Genomic DNA, 17,739 nt, shown 5'->3' with positions numbered 1-17,739 from the left:
GCGCAATCGCATCGAGGATTGTCATTTCATCTGTAGTACTACGGATGTAATCAATGCGGGGCGTACCGGTGCGAGCTTGCCGGCTCGAGAGGCCGTTGCGCCGGCAGCCGCTTGTGCGCGGAGGGGCCGCTGCTCATGTCTACATGAACCAGATAAACGTATGGCGTGCGTGCCGGGATGCCGAAATGTTCACGATGTATCGTTCGGACTGGCCGTTGTAGCTGGCATTGATCGCATAACGTCCGTTCCTCAGATTGGCCAGCATGAACGGGCCATCAGACGGCGCCTCCAGAATCGTATTGCCTTTCATGTCCGTGATGGTCACCAGTACGTCGGACAAGTATTCGTTCCCGCTTAGGGCCCGGCGGACGAAGGTGAGCACGAGAGCGTAGTCGCGCATGACGCCCTTGATGGCGACCGATTGATCGAGTCCGATGCCGCCCGACAAATAGGTAACCTTATCGGTGTGCTGCACCGGAGGGAGGTTGTCGTCGGCTGCAACCGGGGCGATTCCAACCAACGTGGCGCTTAGAAGGAGCGCGCGCACCAAGGACGCGGATGTTTTCATGACGGATCTCCTGGAGGATTCGGAGGGGAGTCGAGGTGTGGCGGTAGCGCCGGTCTGACTGACAGGACCGGCTCGCCTCGCCTCTCACCAATGCGGCTATTCGCGCCGCATGTCTGTCCGGTGCCGGACGCTTGCTCTTCATCAGATTGCGCGGCGTCCGAGTCGTCGTACGCGCCTGCTTCGGCAACCCGAGCATCGCGCGGCCTACGGGCGCATGTACGCTAGCCGACCGACAAGCCATTTGACCAGCCGCGCTTCGCGGCTGCATGTCGCGAGCAAGGGCAAACGCCTGGCACGGTAGCGAGCAGAAGGATAGTTCGCACGCTGCTGGAAGCGATGCAGGCAGCATGCCGCATGCGCTGCTTGTGCCCGCATCGATCTCCACCCTGACCATCTGCGCGAGCGTTTCCGCCGCGAGCGACAGCGGGGTGTCGCGCATCTTCAGGACACCGCCGCAGGGAAAACACGGAGAGGGTGCCGTCCCGATGGCAATCGAAGTATGCTGTGGCGCGGCACGGTCCGCGCGCGATGCCTTTCGGGCGCCCGGGCAGCCGTCGAGCCCCGTGATCCATCCGGTGGCCAGAATAAACATACTTCGCCGGGGAGTGGCGACGGCAATCATGATCATGCTGCGTTCGTGGGGTGCGATTCTTTCGTTGCTGGCGCTTGTCGCGTGCGCCAGCCTGCCGCCGCAGGCCGACCGCGCGCCGACACATGCGTTCGCCGACACGGAAAACACGCGGCTGGGCGTTGCGTTCCGCCAGCAGGCCGGCATGCATCCGGGGCAGGACGCGTTTCATCTGCTGACCGATCCGGTCGATGCGCTGGATGCGCGTGTGCTGCTTGCGGACCGCGCGGACCGCTCGCTGGACCTCCAGTACTACATCTGGCACGACGACCTGACCGGGCACGAACTGGCCGACGCGATCATTCGCGCGGCCGATCGCGGCGTGCGCGTCCGCGCGCTGCTCGACGATCTCGGCACGAACGCGGACGACCGCAAGCTGCTCGAGATCAGCTCGCACCCGAACATCGAGATCCGGCTGTTCAATCCGGTTGCCACGCGCACGTTCAAGAGGATCGGCACGGTGTTCGAGTTCTCGCGCGTCAACCGGCGCATGCACAACAAGGCGATGATCGCGGACAACCAGGCGGCGATCGTCGGCGGCCGCAATATCGGCGACGAATACTTCGGCGCATCGTCGATGCTGGAGTTCGGCGATCTCGATGTCGTCGTCCATGGTCCGGTCGTGAAGGACATCTCGACGGAATTCGATACGTTCTGGAATTCCCCGTATGCGTATCCGATCGACGCGCTGGTCGGGCACGACGCGGCGCCGGGCGGGCTGGACCGCGAGCGCGAACGGTTGCGCGACTACCTGAGGGCGATGGAGGACAATCCTTACGTGCTCGAAGCGAGGCAACGGCTCGACCGGATCGTTCATGGGCAGGGCACGGAACTGTCGTGGGGGCGCGCGACGGTGCTGTACGACGATCCGTCGAAGATCGCGCATTCGCCGAAGGACAGCGACGGGCATCTGATGCCGCAGTTGCGCGCGCTCGCATTGCAGCCCGAACATGACCTGCTGATCGTGTCGCCGTATTTCGTGCCGGGCAAGGCCGTCGTCGAGCGGCTGCGCGCGCTCGCGGCGCGCGGCGTGCGCGTGACGGTGCTGACCAATTCGCTCGCGTCGACCGACGTGGCGGCCGTGCATGCCGGCTACCGTCGCTACCGAAGCGATCTCGTGGCGGCCGGCGTGCGGCTTTACGAGCGGCGGCCGTCGGGCGACAAGAGCATTTCGAAGCAGGTCATCATCGGGTCGTCGCGTGCGTCGCTGCATGCGAAGACCTACGTGTTCGACCACAAGAGCATTTTCATCGGATCGATGAACCTCGATCCGCGCTCGCTGAACCTCAATACGGAGATCGGCGTTTACTGCGAGAGTCCGGCGATTGCGTCGCAGGTTGCAAACGACCTGGAATCCCGACTCGACCGGATCGCGTGGCGCGTCGAGCCGAGGACCGATCCGACGGGGAAAGGGCAGCTCAAGTGGGTTCAGACCGATTCGGACGGGAAGATCACCGAGCTCGATCACGAACCGGAAGTGTCGGCTGGGCGTCGGATGGAAGTCTGGTTTCTCGGGCTGTTTCCGATCGAATCGCAACTGTGAGCGACGATGCGTCGTGCTGCGCTCAGCACCGCGTGCGGCCGTGCTTTTCGATGACGTCCGCGAGCTGGATCGTCGCTGCCTCGATCATCGCGTCGGTCAGCCCGGAATACCCGAGCACGAAGCCGTTGTACCGGCGGCCGTCGCCGACGGCGTAGCTGCTCAGCGGCTGAAGCAGCAAGCCATGCGCGGACGCGGCGCGCGCGACTTCGGTGTCGTGCAGCGGCAGCGCGAGATCCGCCGAAAGATGCATGCCGCCCGGGCTTTCCCGAACGCTCAACGATGTGCCGAGATGGCGGGCGAGTGCCGCTTCGAGGCTGCTGCGCCGCGCGGCGTACAGCGCCCGCATGCGGCGCAGGTGCCGCGCAAAGAGGCCGGTGTCGATGAATTCGGCCATCGCCAGCTGATCGGCCGAATGGCCGCGATGGACGAGTTCGCGCAGCGTCCTGGTGAAGCGGTCGACCAGCACCGGTGGCACCACCATGAAGCCGAGCCGGAGGGCGGGAAACATCGTCTTGCTGAACGTGCCGAGATAACAGACGGGCGCGTCGGCATAGAGGCCCTGGATCGCCGGGAGCGGCTGGCCGCCATGGCGGAACTCGCTGTCGTAATCGTCCTCGATGATCCACGCACCGCAGGCACGCGCATGCTCGACGAGCGCCGCTCGCCGCCGCGGGCTCATCAGTGCGCCGAGCGGGTATTGGTGCGACGGCGTCGTATAGATCAGCCGGGGCGGGTGGGCGCGCCACTGTTCGTCGGTCGGCGCCATGCCTTCGTGGTCGACCTCGATCGGCACGATATTCAGGCCGGTCGAGCGGAATGCCGTGCGTGCGCCGTTATAGCAGGGGTTTTCGAGCCAGCCGAATTCGCCGGGATTCGCGAGCATGCGCGCACATAACTCGAGGCTGCTCTGCGTGCCGTCGGTGATGAATACCTGGCCGGTCTCGCAGCGCACGCCTCGCGAAACCCGGATGTAGGCGGCTACGGCGCGCCGCAATTCGGGCAGCCCTTCGACTGGGCCATACGCGAGCTGGGCGGGCTTGACGGCTTTCCATGCGCGCTCGATGCAACGGCGCCACTGGGCGACCGGGAATTCGTCGAGCGAAGGAAGGCCGGGGACGAACGGCAGCATGCGCTCAGGCTCGGGATCGGCGTTCTCCAGGCCGTACACGCGCTCGGCCAGGTGAACCGGGGCCGGGCTGTCGTCATTCCCGGCGCTCGAACGGCCGCATCCATCCCACAGCGTGATCGTGCCGTTGCGCGTGGCCGCCACGAAGCCTTCTTCGGCAAGACGCTCGTACGCATAGACCGCGGAGTTGCGCGCGATGCCCAGCTCCGTCGCGAGCACGCGCGTCGACACGAGCCGCGTGCCGGGCGGAATGTGCCCGTCCAGCAGCATGTTGCGCAGGCCCCGGTACAGGGCTTCCTGCTGGCTGTGTCTTGTCGTGCCGTCCTGTCTGGACAGCGAGGAGATGAGTAGCGCCAGGTCCATCGGCTGGTTCCAGTTTTTTTCCTTGGGCTGGTTCTTTTTAAGAATCAACGCACATCGTATTGTTCACGTTCTTGCGGTGCAGGCCCGTGCCGGGCGATTCGCGGCAGATGGCCGGTATGTCGGACGATCGCCGCAATCGCGTATTTTGATCGATTTGGCGAGCGGTTGTCGATGAGTCGATCGACCCGTCGTTCGGGCGGGGATGCTGCACGATTCCGATTCGATTCATTTCGCAGTGCATAGATATTTTCGATCTAATTCCGTGTGTTGCCGAAACGCGGACCGCTCGATGCGCGCCAGGTGGCGCACGAACAGGAAAATCAAACATGAAAGACCAGACCCACATCTCTCCTACATCCCGTACCACCATTCGCCGCCTGCCAGAACTGGCGAATCGCGATCGCACGATGCTCCACCGCATCGTGGACGATGCGTACGTCTGTCACATCGCGTTCAGCGATGGACACGACACGCACTGCATCCCGACCGCGCACTGGAGAAGGGGCGACGACCTCTATATTCACGGGTCCAACGGGAGCCGGATGATCAAGGCGTTGTCTGCGGGCGCGCAGGCGTCCGTGGCGATTACGCTGCTGGATGGGCTCGTGCTGGCCAAGTCGGCCTTCAGTCATTCGATGAATTATCGATCGGCGGTGGTCTACGGGCAGTTCGACGTAGTGGACGGCGGCGCGGAAAAACTCTCGGCGCTGGATGCCTTCATGGACAAGATCGCCGCGGGCCGCAAGCATGAAGCGCGACCGGGCAATTCGAAGGAACTCAATGCAACCAGCGTGCTGCGGATTTCCCTTGCGGAAGCGGCCGTGAAAGTCAGCGATTCGCTGCCTTCCGACAAGGAGGAAGATCTCGCGCTCGCCGTGTGGGCGGGAATTCTGCCGCTGAAGACGACGCGTGGCACGCCGGTTCATGCCGACGAAAGCGGCAGCGTGCCCGTGCCGGACTACGTCCGGAACTGGGCCGATTGAGTACCGCGGCAAGACCGGGAGGCTTCGGAGAATACGGCGGCGCGCGCCGTACGCGAATGCAGAAAACCCGCGACGGCTTCGCAGCCTTCGCGGGTTCTTTACCCAGTTGCATGCGGTTCCGGGCGCACGAAACGGCGCGCACCCGGAACCGCATCGATCATCGATCCATCAGCGCGCGAAATCCGGCGTGCTTTGGATGAACGCGTTCAGCTTCGAGATGTTCACGCTGCCGAAGCCCGTGGTCGCGTCCCAGCCGGCCTTCGCCTTGTAGCCGTAGGTGCCGCTGCCGTTGTTGCCGGACGTGACGTCGTGCAGCAGCGCCGCGTTGGACGGGAAGTACTTGTAGATGCTCGACGCGGGGAACCCGAGCGCATTGTTGTTCGCCGACTGCAGCCGCGCCCAGATGCCCGTGAAGATAGGCGCGGCGAGGCTCGTGCCGCCTTCGTTGTTCAGGTAGCCCGAGCCCCACAGCGTGTCGGACGTCTGGCCGTTCACCACCAGAATCGCGCCGGTGCGCAGGTCGGCGTCGAAGCCGACGTCCGGCAGCGCGCGCTTGGTCGACCCGGTGAGGGTCGACGATTGCCACGACGGCGCGGCCTCGTACTTGCTGTATCCGCCGCCCGTCGACCACACGGTGCCCGGCTGCCAGCTCGGATCGTTCCAGACGATCTCGCTGTTGTACGCGTTGGTCGACGTGTTGGTGAACAGCGTCGTGCCGCCCACGGCGATCACGTACGGCGAGGTCGCCGGTTCGCTCACCGTGTAGGTCGAGCGCGACGGCGTGCCGCTCGCGCATTCGTACGCGCCATGGTCGCCCGCGGATACGGAGAAGGTTTGCCCTTGAGCGACCGCCTGCTTGAAGATGGTGTCGTCGGTCGCCTGCGAGCCGGTGCTGTTTGCGGACGATTCGCACACGCCGAGCGACACGTTGATCACCTTCGCGACGTTGTCCGTCACCACCTTGTTGTACGCGGCCGTGATTGCCGTGAGCGTCATCGACGGCGCCGCGTAGAACACGACCTGCTTCACGCTGCCGCCGGCGGCGCCGACGATCGACTGGCTGTCGAGGTTCCACTCGACGGTGCCGGACGTATCGGTATACGAACTGCCGGCCGGGCCCGTCTGCACGATGCTGCTGCTGATGGTGCCGAGGCCGTTGTTCGCGGCGAACGTATTGAGGTCGCTCACCGTCTGCGACAGGTCGCCTTCGGAGATGATGCCGACCGTGGTTTGCGAGGCCGTCGGTGTGCCGTCGCCGCCGTAGAGCGACGAGAATTCGGTCGGGTTGTGCGGCACCGCCGACGCGCCGGCCGGGATCGTCAGGTTGCTGGTGTTGCCTTGCGGCTTGCTGCCCGCGCCGGTATGCATCAGCTCTACGTTCTGCAGGCCGAGCACCGCGCCCACGATGCCGCCGATCGCGTTCGGCACTTGCGCGGCGTCGGTATTCGCATAGACGCTGCGGCCGTTGCGCGTGAAGCGCTTGAGCGTCGTGCGGAACGCGGACTTGATGGTCGCCGCGGTGCCGGATGCGGACACCAGCAGCCGGTTCGGTGCGACCACGATGTTCACGAAACCTTCCTTGCGCAGGTGCGCGACGACGGACGCGACCTGCTGGTCAGTCGGCGCATATTGCGCGGCGAACTGCGCGGGCGTGAGGAACTGCCGGTAGTGCGGCGAGCCGGGCGTATGCAGGTCGCGCAGGTACTTGTCGAGTTGCGCCTCGTTGCGCAGGTTCAGCCCGAGCACGATGTCCACCGATTCGCCGGGCGCCATTTCGATGGCCGCGGCTGCGGCGGCGGCCGTGCTCGCGGCAGGCGCGCCGGCCACGCCGGCTTCGCTCTGCTGCACGAGCGGCAGGAACCCCTTGGTGCGCGTTTCCGTCCAGCCGGCTGCCGGCGCGGCGTGGGCGGTCGCCATGCCGAACGAAGCGGCCGCGGCGGCGCATGCGAGCTTGACGATGCGAATGTGCTTTTGTTTCTTGTCTGCAACCTGATTCATTTGAATTACCCCTCCGGTTGAACATCGAACGGCACGAACAACAACGGTCGACGGCGGTGCGGGTCATGCATCGCCGCATTCTGTCGCGCTCGCACGGTTGGCGCGGACGCGACAGGGCCTTTCGCCCGATCCGGAAAAGTGGTTTCTCTCCGGGGGCGAAATACGGAAAACGCGGTAGCGGAAGGGCTGCGCCGCGATGCGGGGCAGCCGCGCGGACATGGCGCGGGCGGGATTGCTAGAGCAACAGCTTCGTTATCCTGCTCATTTCATTCGATCCTTCGGCCCGCTGCCGGATGGCAGTCGTCCAATGAGATGCATCGGGATATTGCATGCGCCGGTGCGCGAACGACACGGCCGGCGGCGAGCACTTCGGTGCGGCGGAAGCGAAAAAACGTAGAGCGGAATCGATTGCGTGGTGAACAATTCGTCCGATTGCTTGAATCGGACGGTATCAAGAACGAAAGCGGAGTGTCAAACTTTTTTTGATTATATGAAACAAAATTAAATCGAATAACGTGAAATGTTTTTGAAAAGATCGGCAGTATTTTGTAATGTTCAAAATCGCTTTCGCAGGTAATGCGGAATTCGATTCGCCGATCCGTTCCTATTCGTCATGTAATGGGCCGACCGCTTATCGAGGAAGTGCTCGAATGGCCGGCGCTTCCGGTTGCTCGGCGACCCGAAGGTCGTCGACGAACCGGAACAGCCCGTCGACACAGTGAAGCAGAGCTTCGCGCGACGATGCATCCGCTTCGGTGGCGAGCCCCCGGATTTCTTCGAGCCGGGTTTCGAGTTCCGCGAGTCGTGCGTGCATTGCGTTGCCGCCACCGGCGGCCGCGGTTGCCGCATTGAACGAAGTCAGGGGTTTCAGTCGAATGGTCATCGTATTGAAGTTCTCAATGAATCGAGACATGTCGGTCAGGCATCCGTCGCGGGAAACCGCATGCGCGGAAAAATCGCCGATCACGACGCGGCCGGCGCTTTCCGCCACCGAGTCGAGCGACCCGAGCGTGCGGCGAATCAGCCTGAGCAGGTCGAACGCGGCGGCGAGCAGGCCGACGAACAGCGCCGCCGCGAGCACCGGGCAGGTGGACGCGTTGCGGATCGTCGCGTCGGCCGTTGCGTCGTGCGGCAACGCAACCGGCTCGCGCAATGCACAAATGAAGAAGGCACCGGTGCCGGCGATCAGCATGACGGCGATCGCGAGCAGGCCGATCGCCAGCCCGATCTGCCGGCTCGGCTTCGCCGGCACGGTCATTGCGCGCCCCGCAGCCGGTAGCCGACACCGCGCATCACTTCGGGCATGCCCGGCGCACCGGCCTGTTCGAGCTTCCTGCGCAGCCTGCAGATGTGGCTGTCGATCGTGCGTTCCATCACACTCACATCGGCCATGCACGCATCGAGCAGTTCGCCGCGCGTGAAGACGCGGCTCGGCGATCTCGCCATGTACGCGAGCAGCCGGAATTCGGTCAGCGTTAGAGCAATCTGCACCTCGGCCGATTCCGTCCGCACGCGCGCCAGATAGCTTTCGGTGTCGATCTCCAGATCGCCGACGCGCAGCATGCGCGCGGTCGGTGGCTTGCCCGCGCGGCGCAGGATCGCGCGAAGCCGCGCGACGACCTCGGCCGGGTTGAACGGCTTGACGATGTAGTCGTCCGCGCCGGAGCGCAATGCCTGCAGCCGGTCGAGGTCTCGATCGAACGCGGTGATGACGACGACCGGCGTATTGCAGCGCCGCCGAAGCTCGGCGAGCACATCCCAGCCGTTCTTTTGCGGCATCTTCACGTCGAGCAGGATCAGGTCGGGCTTCAGGTGAGGTTGAACGTCGAGCACCGCCTGCCCGTCCGCGACGCGGTAGGTGCGAAAGCCGTCGTGCGTCAGGTACGAGTCGAGGATGTCGGAGATCTCGGGTTCATCTTCTGCAATCAGTATCAGGGAATTCGTCATTGGGTTTGCCGTGCGATGTCGAACCATCGGAGCAGCCCGTTGCCGGGCTGAATCGCGCTGCGCCGTTCCGCATGCCGCCGCGGAAGGCGCCGCGCCCGTCGTTCAGTTCTGCACCACGCTCGTTGAAGGTGCGACATCCTGTTCCGTCAGGCCGCCGCCGAGCGCCTTGTACAGCGCGACGGCATTGCCGAGCTCGCTGCGACGCAGGTCGAGCAGCGCCTGCCGTGCCGCATAGAGCTGCCGCTGCGAATCCAGCAACTCCAGCCGCCCCTCGACACCCGCGCGATAGCGCAGGTTCGACAGGTCGGTGCGGCGTTCGGCCGAGCTGACCACGCGCGTCTGCGCTTCGATCTGGTGGCCGAAGGTTTCGCGCCCGGCGAGGCCGTCGGCGACTTCGCGGAACGCGGTCTGGATCGAGCGTTCGTATTCGGCCACCGCGCTGGACTTGCGCACTTCCGCGAGGCGCAGCTCGGCGCGCAGCCGGCCGCCCTGGAAGATCGGCACCGAGACCTGCGGTGCGAAGCTCCACACGTTCTGGCCGCCGGCGAACAGGCTGCCCATCGCCGGGCTGAGGAAGCCGATCGACGAGGTCAGCGACAGGCGCGGGAAAAACGCGGCGCGCGCGGCGCCGATGTCCGCATTCGCGGCGACGAGATTCTGTTCGGCCTGCTGGATATCCGGGCGGCGGAACAGCAGTTCGGACGGCAGGCCGGCCGGCAGTTGCGTCATCACCGGCTGTTGGTGCAGCGGCAGCGCGTCGGGCAGATCCTTCGGCGGCTCGGTGCCGAGCAGCAGGCGCAGCGCGTTGCGCGCCTGTTCGACGGCACGCGTGCGTGCTTCCAGATCGGCGGTGGCGCTCGCGACCTGGCCTTCGGCCTGCGCGATGTCGACACCGCTCGCCTGATGCGCTTCCTTGAGGCGTCGTGCGAGATCGAGCGACTGCTGCCAGTCGCCGAGCGTGCGCTCGGACAACCGGCGCTGCTCCTGGGCGAGGCGTTCCGCGAAATACGCGTCCGCCACCGCGCCGACGAGCGAGATCTGCACCGCGCGGCGGCCGTGATCGGTCGCGAGGTAGCGCGCGAATGCCGCATCCGACTGCGACTTCACGCGGCCGAACAGGTCGATCTCGAACGCGCTGATGCCGACGTTCACGCCGTACTGGGTTTGCGTCGTTTCGAACAGCGGCGGGTTCGACTGCGGGTCGGCCGCCGTGCGCTGGCGCGTGAAGTTCGCGCCGGCACCGATGGACGGCAGGCGCGCCGAGCGCTGAATGCCGTACTGCGCTTCGGCGGCGTCGACATTCAGCGCCGCGAGGCGCAGGTCGCGGTTGTTGTCGAGCGCGATCTCGATCAGGCGCTGCAGGCGGCGGTCGCCGAACATCGTGCGCCAGCCGAGATCGGCCGCGTTCGCGTGCTGATCGGCGGCCGCGGCGGCCGTGTAGGCCGTCGGCACCGGCATTGCCGGTTTGACCAGCGTCGGCGCCATCGAACACGCCGACAGGGCAAGGGCAAGAACGAGGGGAAGAACAAGCAATCGCATGGCATCAACCTTCCTGTCCGTGATTCGGGGTAGCAGGCTGCTTGCGGGAGGCCCGCCATGCGGAGATACGCTCCTGGATACTCATCACGAACACAAAGAAAACGGGGACGAAGAAAATGGCCAGCACGGTGGCGGTCACCATGCCGCCGAACACGCCGGTACCGATCGCGTGCTGCGTCTCGGCGCTCGCGCCGGTCGCGATCATCAGCGGGACGACGCCGAGGCCGAACGCGAGGGAGGTCATCAGGATCGGGCGCAGGCGCAGCTTCGACGCCTGCACGGCCGCTTCGATCAAGCCCTTGCCTTCGTCGCGCAACTGCTTCGCGAATTCGACGATCAGGATCGCGTTCTTTGCGGACAGGCCGATCACGGTGATCATCCCGACCTTGAAGAACACGTCGTTCGGCAATCCGCGCAGCAGCACCGCGCCGATTGCACCGATCAGGCCGAGCGGCACCACCAGCATCACCGACAGCGGAATCGACCAGCTCTCGTACAGCGCGGCCAGCACCAGGAACACGACGATCATCGACAGCACCATCAGCATCGGCGCCTGCGACGCCGACTGGCGTTCCTGCAGCGACTGCCCGGTCCATTCGACCGCGAAGCCGGGCGGCAATTGCGCGGCGAGACGCTCCATCTCGGCCATGGCCGCGCCGCTCGACTGGCCGGGTGCGGCACCGCCCGAAATACGCGCGGACGGGTAGCCCTGGAAGCGCACCATCTGCAGCGGCGTGTCGGTCCAGACCGGGCGGACCATTTCGGACAGCGGGACCATACCGCCGGCCGCGTTGCGCACGTAGAGCTTCATCACGTTGTCGATCTGCATGCGCGCCGGCGCATCGGCCTGGATGATCACCTGCTGCATGCGGCCCGCGTTCGGGAAGTCGTTCACGTAGGTCGAGCCCATCGCGGTCGACAGCGTGTCGCTGAGCGTCGTGAACGACACGCCGAGCGCTTGCGCCTTCGCACGATCGATCTCCAGGCGCACGCTCGTGCCGGCCGGCAGACTGTCCGGATACACGCCCGTCACGATCCTGCTTTGCGCGGCCAGTCCGAGCAGCTTCGCTTCGGCCGCCTTGAGCGCGGCCTCGCCCTGGTTGGCGCGGTCCTCGAGGCGCATCGTGAAGCCCGAGCTGTTGCCCATTTCGTCGATCGCCGGCGGCAGCAGGCTCATCACCGCACCTTCGGTCGCACCGGCCATCGCCTGCTGGGCGAGCATGCTTTCCTCGAGCGTCGACGAGCCGCCGCGGTTCTTCCAGTCCTTGAGCACCGCCCAGTTCAGCGCGGCGTTCGAGCCCTGGCCGGAGAAGCCGTAGCCCATCACGGAAATGTTCGACTGGATCGCAGCGCGGGAAGCAAGATGCCTCTCCAGCTTCTTGACGACGTCATGCGTGCGCTCGGTGGTCGCGTCGGCGGGCAGCAGGAAGCTGGTCATGAAGTAGCCCTGGTCCTCGTCGGGCAGGAACGACGACGGCAGGTTCTTGAAGCCGAACACCAGCGCGCCCGCGATCGCGACGAACAGCAGCATCATGCGACCCGTGCGGTGGACCAGGCGGCCGACGCGCGTCTCGTACCATTTCGTCAGGCGGTCGAAGCGGCGGTTGAACCAGCCGAAGAAGCCGCGCTTCTCGTGATGACCCGGTTCGAGCGGCTTGAGCATCGTCGCGCACAGGGCCGGCGTGAGCGTCAGCGCGAGCAGCGCCGAGAACAGGATCGACACGGCCATCGACAGCGTGAACTGCTTGTAGATCACGCCGACCGAGCCGCTCGACATGGCCATCGGAATGAACACGGCGGTCAGGACGAGCGTGATGCCGACGATGGCGCCCGTGATTTCCTTCATCGCCTTCGACGTCGCTTCCTTCGGCGACAGGCCTTCCTCGGCCATCAGGCGCTCGACGTTCTCGACGACGACGATCGCGTCGTCGACGATGATGCCGATTGCGAGCACCATGCCGAACATCGTCAGCACGTTGATCGAGAAGCCCGTCATCGCCATGATCGTGAACGTGCCGAGCATCGCGACCGGTGCGACGATGGCCGGAATCAGCGTGTAGCGTACGTTTTGCAGGAACAGGTACATCACGAGGAACACGAGCACCATCGCCTCGATCAGCGTGTGCAGCACCTTCTCGATCGAGATCTTGACGAACGGCGACGTATCGAACGGAATCGAGTAGGTCATGCCCGACGGCATCGCCTTGCTCAGTTCGGCCATCCGGGTACGCACGGCATCGGCGGTCTTCACCGCATTCGCGCCCGGCGAGAGCAGCACGCCGGCGAGGGTGGCCGGCTTGCCGTTCTCGCGGTTCACGAAGCCGTAACCCTGCGAGCCGAGCTCGACGCGAGCGACGTCGCCGAGCACTACCCTGGAGCCGTCCGCGTTCGCGCGCAGTACGACGGCCGCGAATTCTTCCGGCGTCGTGAGCTGGCCCTGGACGGTGAGCGGCACGCTCACGCGCTGGCCCGGCAGCGCGGGCGACGCGCCGAGGCTGCCCGGCGCGATCTGTACGTTCTGCTGGCCGATCGCGGTCGTCAGGTCGCTCATCGACAGGCCGTAGTCGATCAGCTTCTGCGGATTCACCCACACGCGCATCGCGCGTTCGGAGCCGAACAGCTGCACGCGGCCCACGCCGTCGATCCGGCGCAGCTCCTCGGCCACGCTGCGCGCCATGTAATCGCTGAGCGCGCCTTCGTCGAAGCGGCCGCTGTCGGAACGCAGGCCGACGAGCATCAGGAAGCCGGACGCCGCGGATTCCACGATCACGCCGTTCTGGCGCACGACCGACGGCAGGCGCGGCTCGACTGTCTTGAGCTTGTTCTGCACGTCGACCTGCGCCATCGCCGGATCGGTGCCGGGCTTGAACGTCACCGTGATCTGCGCGCTGCCGGACGTGTCGGCCGACGATTCGAAGTAAAGCAGGTTCTTGACGCCGGACAGTTCGCGTTCGATGAGGCTCAGCACGCCGTCGTTCATCGTCTGCGGCGTGGAGCCGGGGTAGGTTGCGGTAATCGTGACGGTCGGCGGCGCGACCGACGGATAGCGCGCGATCGGCAGTTGCGGGATCGCGATCAGCCCCATCAGGATGATGAAGAGGGCGATCACCCACGCAAAGACCGGGCGGCGGATAAAGAATTCAGCCATGAAAGGAGGCTCCCTGTGACTCAGTGCGCGGACGCGGTGGCGGCCGCGTCAGGCGACTTCCAGTCGGTTGCGGCGGTCGATGCGCCATCGATCAGGCGCTCCATGCCTTCGACGACGATCTTCTGCCCGGCCTGCAGGCCCGACTTGATGCGATAGCTGCGGTTCGTCAGCTCGCCGACTTCGACGGCCTTCAGATGTGCGGTGCCCTTCGCGTCGAGCACCCAGACCTGCGGTTTGCCGCCGGCGCGCACGATGGCCTGCTGCGGCACCGTCAGCGCGTTCGCGTAGTGCGCGCGCGGAATGCGGGCGCGCACGTACATGCCCGGCAGCAGTTGGCGCTTCGGGTTGTCGACCAGCACGCGCACCAGCACGTCGCCGGTGCCCGGGTCGACGTTGATGCCCGAGAACAGCATGCGGCCCTTCACGTCGTAGCGCGTGTCGTCGCCGCGCAGCACGTCGACCGGCAGGCCGTTGCCCGTGCTTTCCGGCTGCGACGCGAGCGCGCCGCGCAGCGATTCGAGCGACACGGCCGGCTGGCGCACGTCCACGTAGACCTGGTCGATCTGCTGGATGCGCGCCATCGGCTGGCTGTCGGTGCTGGCGACCAGCGCTCCCTCGGTCACGAGCGCCTGGTCGATGCGGCCGGTGATCGGGGCTTCCACCGCCGCGAATTTCAGGTCGAGCTGGCGGCGCGCGAGCGTCGCGCGGGCCTGGGCGACGTCGGCGGCCGCCTGGTCGCGCTGCGACACGGCGTCGTCGTACACCTGGCGGCTGATTGCATCGGCTTCGACGAGCGGCTTGAAGCGCGCCGTCTGCACCTTCGCGCGCTCGAGTGCGGCCTGCGCGCGCTGCAGCGACGCCGAGGCCGTATCCATGTCGGCCTTGAACGGCGCCGGATTGATCTGGAACAGCGGCTGGCCCGTACGCACTTCGGTGCCTTGCTCGAACAGCCGGCGCTGCACGATCCCGCTGACCTGCGGCCGGATCTCGGCGGTCCGCACGGCCGCGACACGGCCCGGCAGGTCTTCGGTCACGTCGAGGCGCGAGGCTGTCAGCGTCATCGCCGCAACCGGGGTGGCCGGTGCGGCGGCCTGCTGCTCGGAGGGCCCGCAACCCGCCAGCATCGCCGCCACCAGCGCGCATACGGCGCCGTAGCAGCATCGTTCTTGATTCTTCATAGCGACTCCAGGAAGCGCAGGCAGCCCACTGCCTGCTTTGACCGGGCGGAGTTTGCGTCGAATAGTTGGCGTCTTTGATGCGGAAAGATGGAGATTCGATGGAGCGGGCGAAAGGCGCGGAAATGAAGGTGTCGGCGGGCGTTGCAATGCTCTGGCGAATGGGCGATTGCTGCCGCCTGGGCGTGGCCGATCGCTATCTGGATCCGGCACTGGCGGCGCGCGATATCGAAGCGGATCTCGGCAGCGAATGGCGCGCCATTTCGCGGGTACGGGAGGTTCGATCGTAGCCGCGCTACTGTCCGGCACCGGCGCGCCGCAGCGCATCCGCGGCTTCCGTGTTGTCGTGCGTCAGCGCGAGCCGCAGCAGCGACTGGCCGCGCCGATCGACATGGTTCGGATTCGCGCCGTGCGCGACGAGTAGCGGGATCAGCTCGAAACGATTGAACAGCGTTGCGAACCCCAGCGCGGTTTCGCCGGCGCCGTTCGTCTGGTCGATCGGGCAACGCGTGTCGAGCAGGCGCCGCGCGATGTCGGGTTCGTTCTTGAAGAGAGCGCCCATCAGCGCGGTGTTGCCGTGGCGATCGCCGGCGCACGCGTTGGCGCCGGCCGACAGCAGGTAGTCGAGCGCGGCGGGCTGGCCGTCGTAGGACGCGAGTATCACGGCCGTATAGCCGCGGCTGTCGGTGGCGTCGATCGGATAACCGGCGTCGTGCAATGCACGCAGGATGTCGACGCGTCCGACGCGGGCCGCGTCGAACCAGTCGCCGTCATAACGGCGCAGCGCGGCGGGATCGGCTTTGGAATACGCCGGTTGGTCTGGAAGTTGCGCGCAGCCGGCGATCGCGGCCAGCGCCAGGGCCGCTGCGGTCGCGCGGATCGTGCGTGTCAGGCGTTCTGATCGCATGGGGATGTCCTGATGAAGGGGTAAGGTCGACGTGCGCGGCGCAACCCTGCACGTCGACGGCGACCGGAGTCGCGGGATCAGTCCTCGTTCAGCTTCGCCGCGAGCGACTGCACCTGCTGAACGTTCGCGTGAACGGCTTGCGCGAGACGCGTGCCGTAGTCGGCGTCGGCCTTGTAGAAGTACGACAGCATCGCGTACTGGTTGCGCGCGTTCGTCACCTTGCCGAGATCGCCGGACAGCGCGGTGATCAGGTCATCCTTGTCCTGCTGCGACAGGCCGCGGTAGTACTCGCCCGCCTGACGGAACAGCAGCTTCTTGCGGATCGCTTCCTGCTGCGTCGTTCCGGCGAGCGTCGTGCGTACGGACTTGTACTGCGGATCCTGCGCGAGCTCGTGCAGCGTCGACGGTTCGTAGTTCACCTCGCCCTTGCGGTCGCCGGCGTTCATCTTGCCGTCCTGGTTGTTGTTGACCACCGGTACGGCGGGCCGGTTGATCGGCAGGTCCATGTAGTTCGAGCCGAGCCGGTACAGCTGCGTGTCGGCGTACGCGAACAGGCGATCCTGCAACATCCGGTCTTCGGACGGCTCGATGCCCGGCACGAGCCGCGACGGCGCAAACGCCGATTCCTCGGTCGACTGGAAGTAGTTGTCGGGCACGCGGTTCAGCGTCATCGTGCCGATCTTGCGTTCAGGGACGCCGGTCCAGACCTTCGTGTCGTCCAGCGCATCGAAGTCGAAGCGGTTCAGGTCCTTCGGCGTGAGCACCTGCACGTACAGATCCCACTTCGGGTAGTCGCCTTGCTTCAGCGCGCCGTACAGGTCGTTCGTCATCATGTTCCAGTCGCGCCCGATCGACGCGGCGATGTCCTGCGGACGCAGGCCGTGCACGCCTTGCTGGCTTTTCCAGTGGAACTTCACGTAGTGCACGTCGCCGTGCGCATTGACGAACTTGAACGCATGCACGGCAAAGCCGTCCATGTGGCGATACGAATCGGGCATGCCGGCATTCGTGTACAGCATCGTCAGCATGTGCGTCGCTTCGGGCGTGTTCGCGAAGAAGTCGAATGCGAGGTTCGGATCCTGCACGCCGGTTACGGCGCTCGGCTTGTTCGCGTGAACGAAGTCGGGGAACTTGATGCCGTCGCGAATGAAGAACACGGGCCAGTTGATGCCGACCATGTCCCAGTTGCCCTGCTGCGTATAGAACTTTACCGCGAAGCCGCGCGGGTCGCGCGCCTGTTCGGGCGAGCCGCGGGAGCCCATCACGGTGGAGAACCGCACGAATACCGGCGTGCGGGTGCCAGGCGTGAAGACCTTCGCTTTCGTCAGGTCCGAGATGTCGGCGGTCGGCACGAACTCGCCGAATGCGCCGGTGCCGCGCGCATGCACGACACGTTCCGGAATGCGCTCGCGATCGAAGCGCTGCAGTTTTTCGATGAGCGCGGAGTCCTGCAGGAGCACGGGGCCGGCAGGGCCGGCCGTCTGCGAATTCTGGTTGTCGCCGACGGGCGCGCCCGAGTCCCGGGTGAGTTCGGCGGCGTACGGAGACGCGGAGAACGCAACGCAGATTGCGGCGACTGCGTGTCTCAGCACGCGATGGGAGGATGAGGACATGACGATGGAACTCCTTGAATCCGATCGGTGGTGGGGAAACCGACTGAATTAGAAGAGATCGTCAGACGATTGGCTAATTGATATTGGATATGTTTTCGATAGCCGCGGCGTCGGTGCGGGGCGGGCCCGGTCGTTGCGGAAGAAACGAATAGTGTTGTGCGCGCAATGCGTTATTGCGCGGCGAATGATGCCGCGGTCGTG

The 17,739-nt window shown here is 65.6% G+C and carries 12 protein-coding genes and 1 pseudogene; 3 read left to right on the top strand and 10 right to left on the bottom strand.

Translation table 11 applies throughout. The annotated features are described in order from the left end of the window. Positions 1-139 precede the first annotated feature (139 nt). On the bottom strand, positions 140-568 hold the full coding sequence (locus tag ACM6JT_RS12550; protein WP_414856572.1) for a carboxypeptidase regulatory-like domain-containing protein: 429 nt from the start codon (positions 566-568) through the stop codon (positions 140-142). Between the two features lie 620 nt (positions 569-1,188). On the opposite strand from ACM6JT_RS12550, the gene ACM6JT_RS12545 reads away from it, so the two are divergent. After that, positions 1,189-2,739, top strand: coding sequence for a phospholipase D family protein (locus ACM6JT_RS12545; protein WP_414856571.1), 1,551 nt, complete (start codon positions 1,189-1,191; stop codon positions 2,737-2,739). A 22-nt stretch (positions 2,740-2,761) separates the two neighbouring features. On the opposite strand, the gene ACM6JT_RS12540 is transcribed toward ACM6JT_RS12545, so the two are convergent. Continuing rightward, positions 2,762-4,228, bottom strand: coding sequence for a PLP-dependent aminotransferase family protein (locus ACM6JT_RS12540; RefSeq protein ID WP_414856570.1), 1,467 nt, complete (start codon positions 4,226-4,228; stop codon positions 2,762-2,764). 326 nt (positions 4,229-4,554) lie between these two features. On the opposite strand from ACM6JT_RS12540, the gene ACM6JT_RS12535 reads away from it, so the two are divergent. Then, positions 4,555-5,211: a pyridoxamine 5'-phosphate oxidase family protein gene (locus ACM6JT_RS12535; protein ID WP_034180047.1), complete on the top strand. Its 657-nt coding sequence runs from the start codon at positions 4,555-4,557 to the stop codon at positions 5,209-5,211. 168 nt (positions 5,212-5,379) lie between these two features. Here ACM6JT_RS12535 and ACM6JT_RS12530 read toward each other — a convergent pair whose 3' ends face one another. The 6 genes from ACM6JT_RS12530 to ACM6JT_RS12505 form a co-directional block, all read right to left on the bottom strand. Further along, positions 5,380-7,209, bottom strand: a complete 1,830-nt coding sequence (locus ACM6JT_RS12530) for a S53 family peptidase (RefSeq protein WP_414856569.1) — start codon at positions 7,207-7,209, stop codon at positions 5,380-5,382. Between the two features lie 631 nt (positions 7,210-7,840). Continuing rightward, positions 7,841-8,467 (bottom strand): histidine kinase, encoded by a 627-nt coding sequence (locus tag ACM6JT_RS12525; protein WP_414856568.1) that lies wholly within the window; start codon positions 8,465-8,467, stop codon positions 7,841-7,843. After that, positions 8,464-9,156: a response regulator gene (locus ACM6JT_RS12520; protein ID WP_131949336.1), complete on the bottom strand. Its 693-nt coding sequence runs from the start codon at positions 9,154-9,156 to the stop codon at positions 8,464-8,466. Before ACM6JT_RS12520 ends, ACM6JT_RS12525 begins: the two co-directional genes overlap by 4 nt. A gap of 102 nt (positions 9,157-9,258) precedes the next feature. Further along, positions 9,259-10,695 (bottom strand): efflux transporter outer membrane subunit, encoded by a 1,437-nt coding sequence (locus ACM6JT_RS12515; RefSeq protein ID WP_243566262.1) that lies wholly within the window; start codon positions 10,693-10,695, stop codon positions 9,259-9,261. A 4-nt stretch (positions 10,696-10,699) separates the two neighbouring features. Next, a complete protein-coding gene (locus ACM6JT_RS12510; RefSeq protein ID WP_217589917.1) occupies positions 10,700-13,843 on the bottom strand; it encodes a multidrug efflux RND transporter permease subunit in 3,144 nt (1,047 codons plus the stop codon). A 20-nt stretch (positions 13,844-13,863) separates the two neighbouring features. After that, positions 13,864-15,021 carry an efflux RND transporter periplasmic adaptor subunit gene (locus ACM6JT_RS12505; protein WP_131949333.1) on the bottom strand — a complete coding sequence of 386 codons (1,158 nt, stop codon included), beginning with the start codon at positions 15,019-15,021 and terminating at the stop codon, positions 13,864-13,866. A gap of 164 nt (positions 15,022-15,185) precedes the next feature. Between ACM6JT_RS12505 and ACM6JT_RS12500 the strand changes: the two are divergent. Next, positions 15,186-15,308 (top strand): annotated as a pseudogene (locus ACM6JT_RS12500) (APH(3') family aminoglycoside O-phosphotransferase); the annotation flags it as partial. 5 nt (positions 15,309-15,313) lie between these two features. Here ACM6JT_RS12500 and ACM6JT_RS12495 read toward each other — a convergent pair. Continuing rightward, complete coding sequence (locus ACM6JT_RS12495) at positions 15,314-15,925, bottom strand: ankyrin repeat domain-containing protein (RefSeq protein WP_131949332.1); 612 nt, start codon at positions 15,923-15,925, stop codon at positions 15,314-15,316. Between the two features lie 77 nt (positions 15,926-16,002). Beyond that, positions 16,003-17,538 carry a catalase gene (locus tag ACM6JT_RS12490; RefSeq protein ID WP_243566265.1) on the bottom strand — a complete coding sequence of 512 codons (1,536 nt, stop codon included), beginning with the start codon at positions 17,536-17,538 and terminating at the stop codon, positions 16,003-16,005. Between the last annotated feature and the right edge of the window lie 201 nt (positions 17,539-17,739).

Source organism: Burkholderia sp. IT-111MI5 (assembly GCF_949752865.1).
Lineage (GTDB): Bacteria > Pseudomonadota > Gammaproteobacteria > Burkholderiales > Burkholderiaceae > Burkholderia > Burkholderia pyrrocinia_C.
Note: the sequence above shows the minus strand (reverse complement) of the source record. Positions and strands in the feature narration are given on the sequence as shown.

What these genes read in the sequence shown, in the direction of transcription:
- ACM6JT_RS12550 (WP_414856572.1), bottom strand. Translation starts at nt 568, where the DNA reads ATGAAAACATCCGCGTCCTTGGTGCGCGCGCTCCTTCTAAGCGCCACG.
- ACM6JT_RS12545 (WP_414856571.1), top strand. Translation starts at nt 1,189, where the DNA reads ATGATCATGCTGCGTTCGTGGGGTGCGATTCTTTCGTTGCTGGCGCTT.
- ACM6JT_RS12540 (WP_414856570.1), bottom strand. Translation starts at nt 4,228, where the DNA reads ATGGACCTGGCGCTACTCATCTCCTCGCTGTCCAGACAGGACGGCACG.
- ACM6JT_RS12535 (WP_034180047.1), top strand. Translation starts at nt 4,555, where the DNA reads ATGAAAGACCAGACCCACATCTCTCCTACATCCCGTACCACCATTCGC.
- ACM6JT_RS12530 (WP_414856569.1), bottom strand. Translation starts at nt 7,209, where the DNA reads ATGAATCAGGTTGCAGACAAGAAACAAAAGCACATTCGCATCGTCAAG.
- ACM6JT_RS12525 (WP_414856568.1), bottom strand. Translation starts at nt 8,467, where the DNA reads ATGACCGTGCCGGCGAAGCCGAGCCGGCAGATCGGGCTGGCGATCGGC.
- ACM6JT_RS12520 (WP_131949336.1), bottom strand. Translation starts at nt 9,156, where the DNA reads ATGACGAATTCCCTGATACTGATTGCAGAAGATGAACCCGAGATCTCC.
- ACM6JT_RS12515 (WP_243566262.1), bottom strand. Translation starts at nt 10,695, where the DNA reads ATGCGATTGCTTGTTCTTCCCCTCGTTCTTGCCCTTGCCCTGTCGGCG.
- ACM6JT_RS12510 (WP_217589917.1), bottom strand. Translation starts at nt 13,843, where the DNA reads ATGGCTGAATTCTTTATCCGCCGCCCGGTCTTTGCGTGGGTGATCGCC.
- ACM6JT_RS12505 (WP_131949333.1), bottom strand. Translation starts at nt 15,021, where the DNA reads ATGAAGAATCAAGAACGATGCTGCTACGGCGCCGTATGCGCGCTGGTG.
- ACM6JT_RS12495 (WP_131949332.1), bottom strand. Translation starts at nt 15,925, where the DNA reads ATGCGATCAGAACGCCTGACACGCACGATCCGCGCGACCGCAGCGGCC.
- ACM6JT_RS12490 (WP_243566265.1), bottom strand. Translation starts at nt 17,538, where the DNA reads ATGTCCTCATCCTCCCATCGCGTGCTGAGACACGCAGTCGCCGCAATC.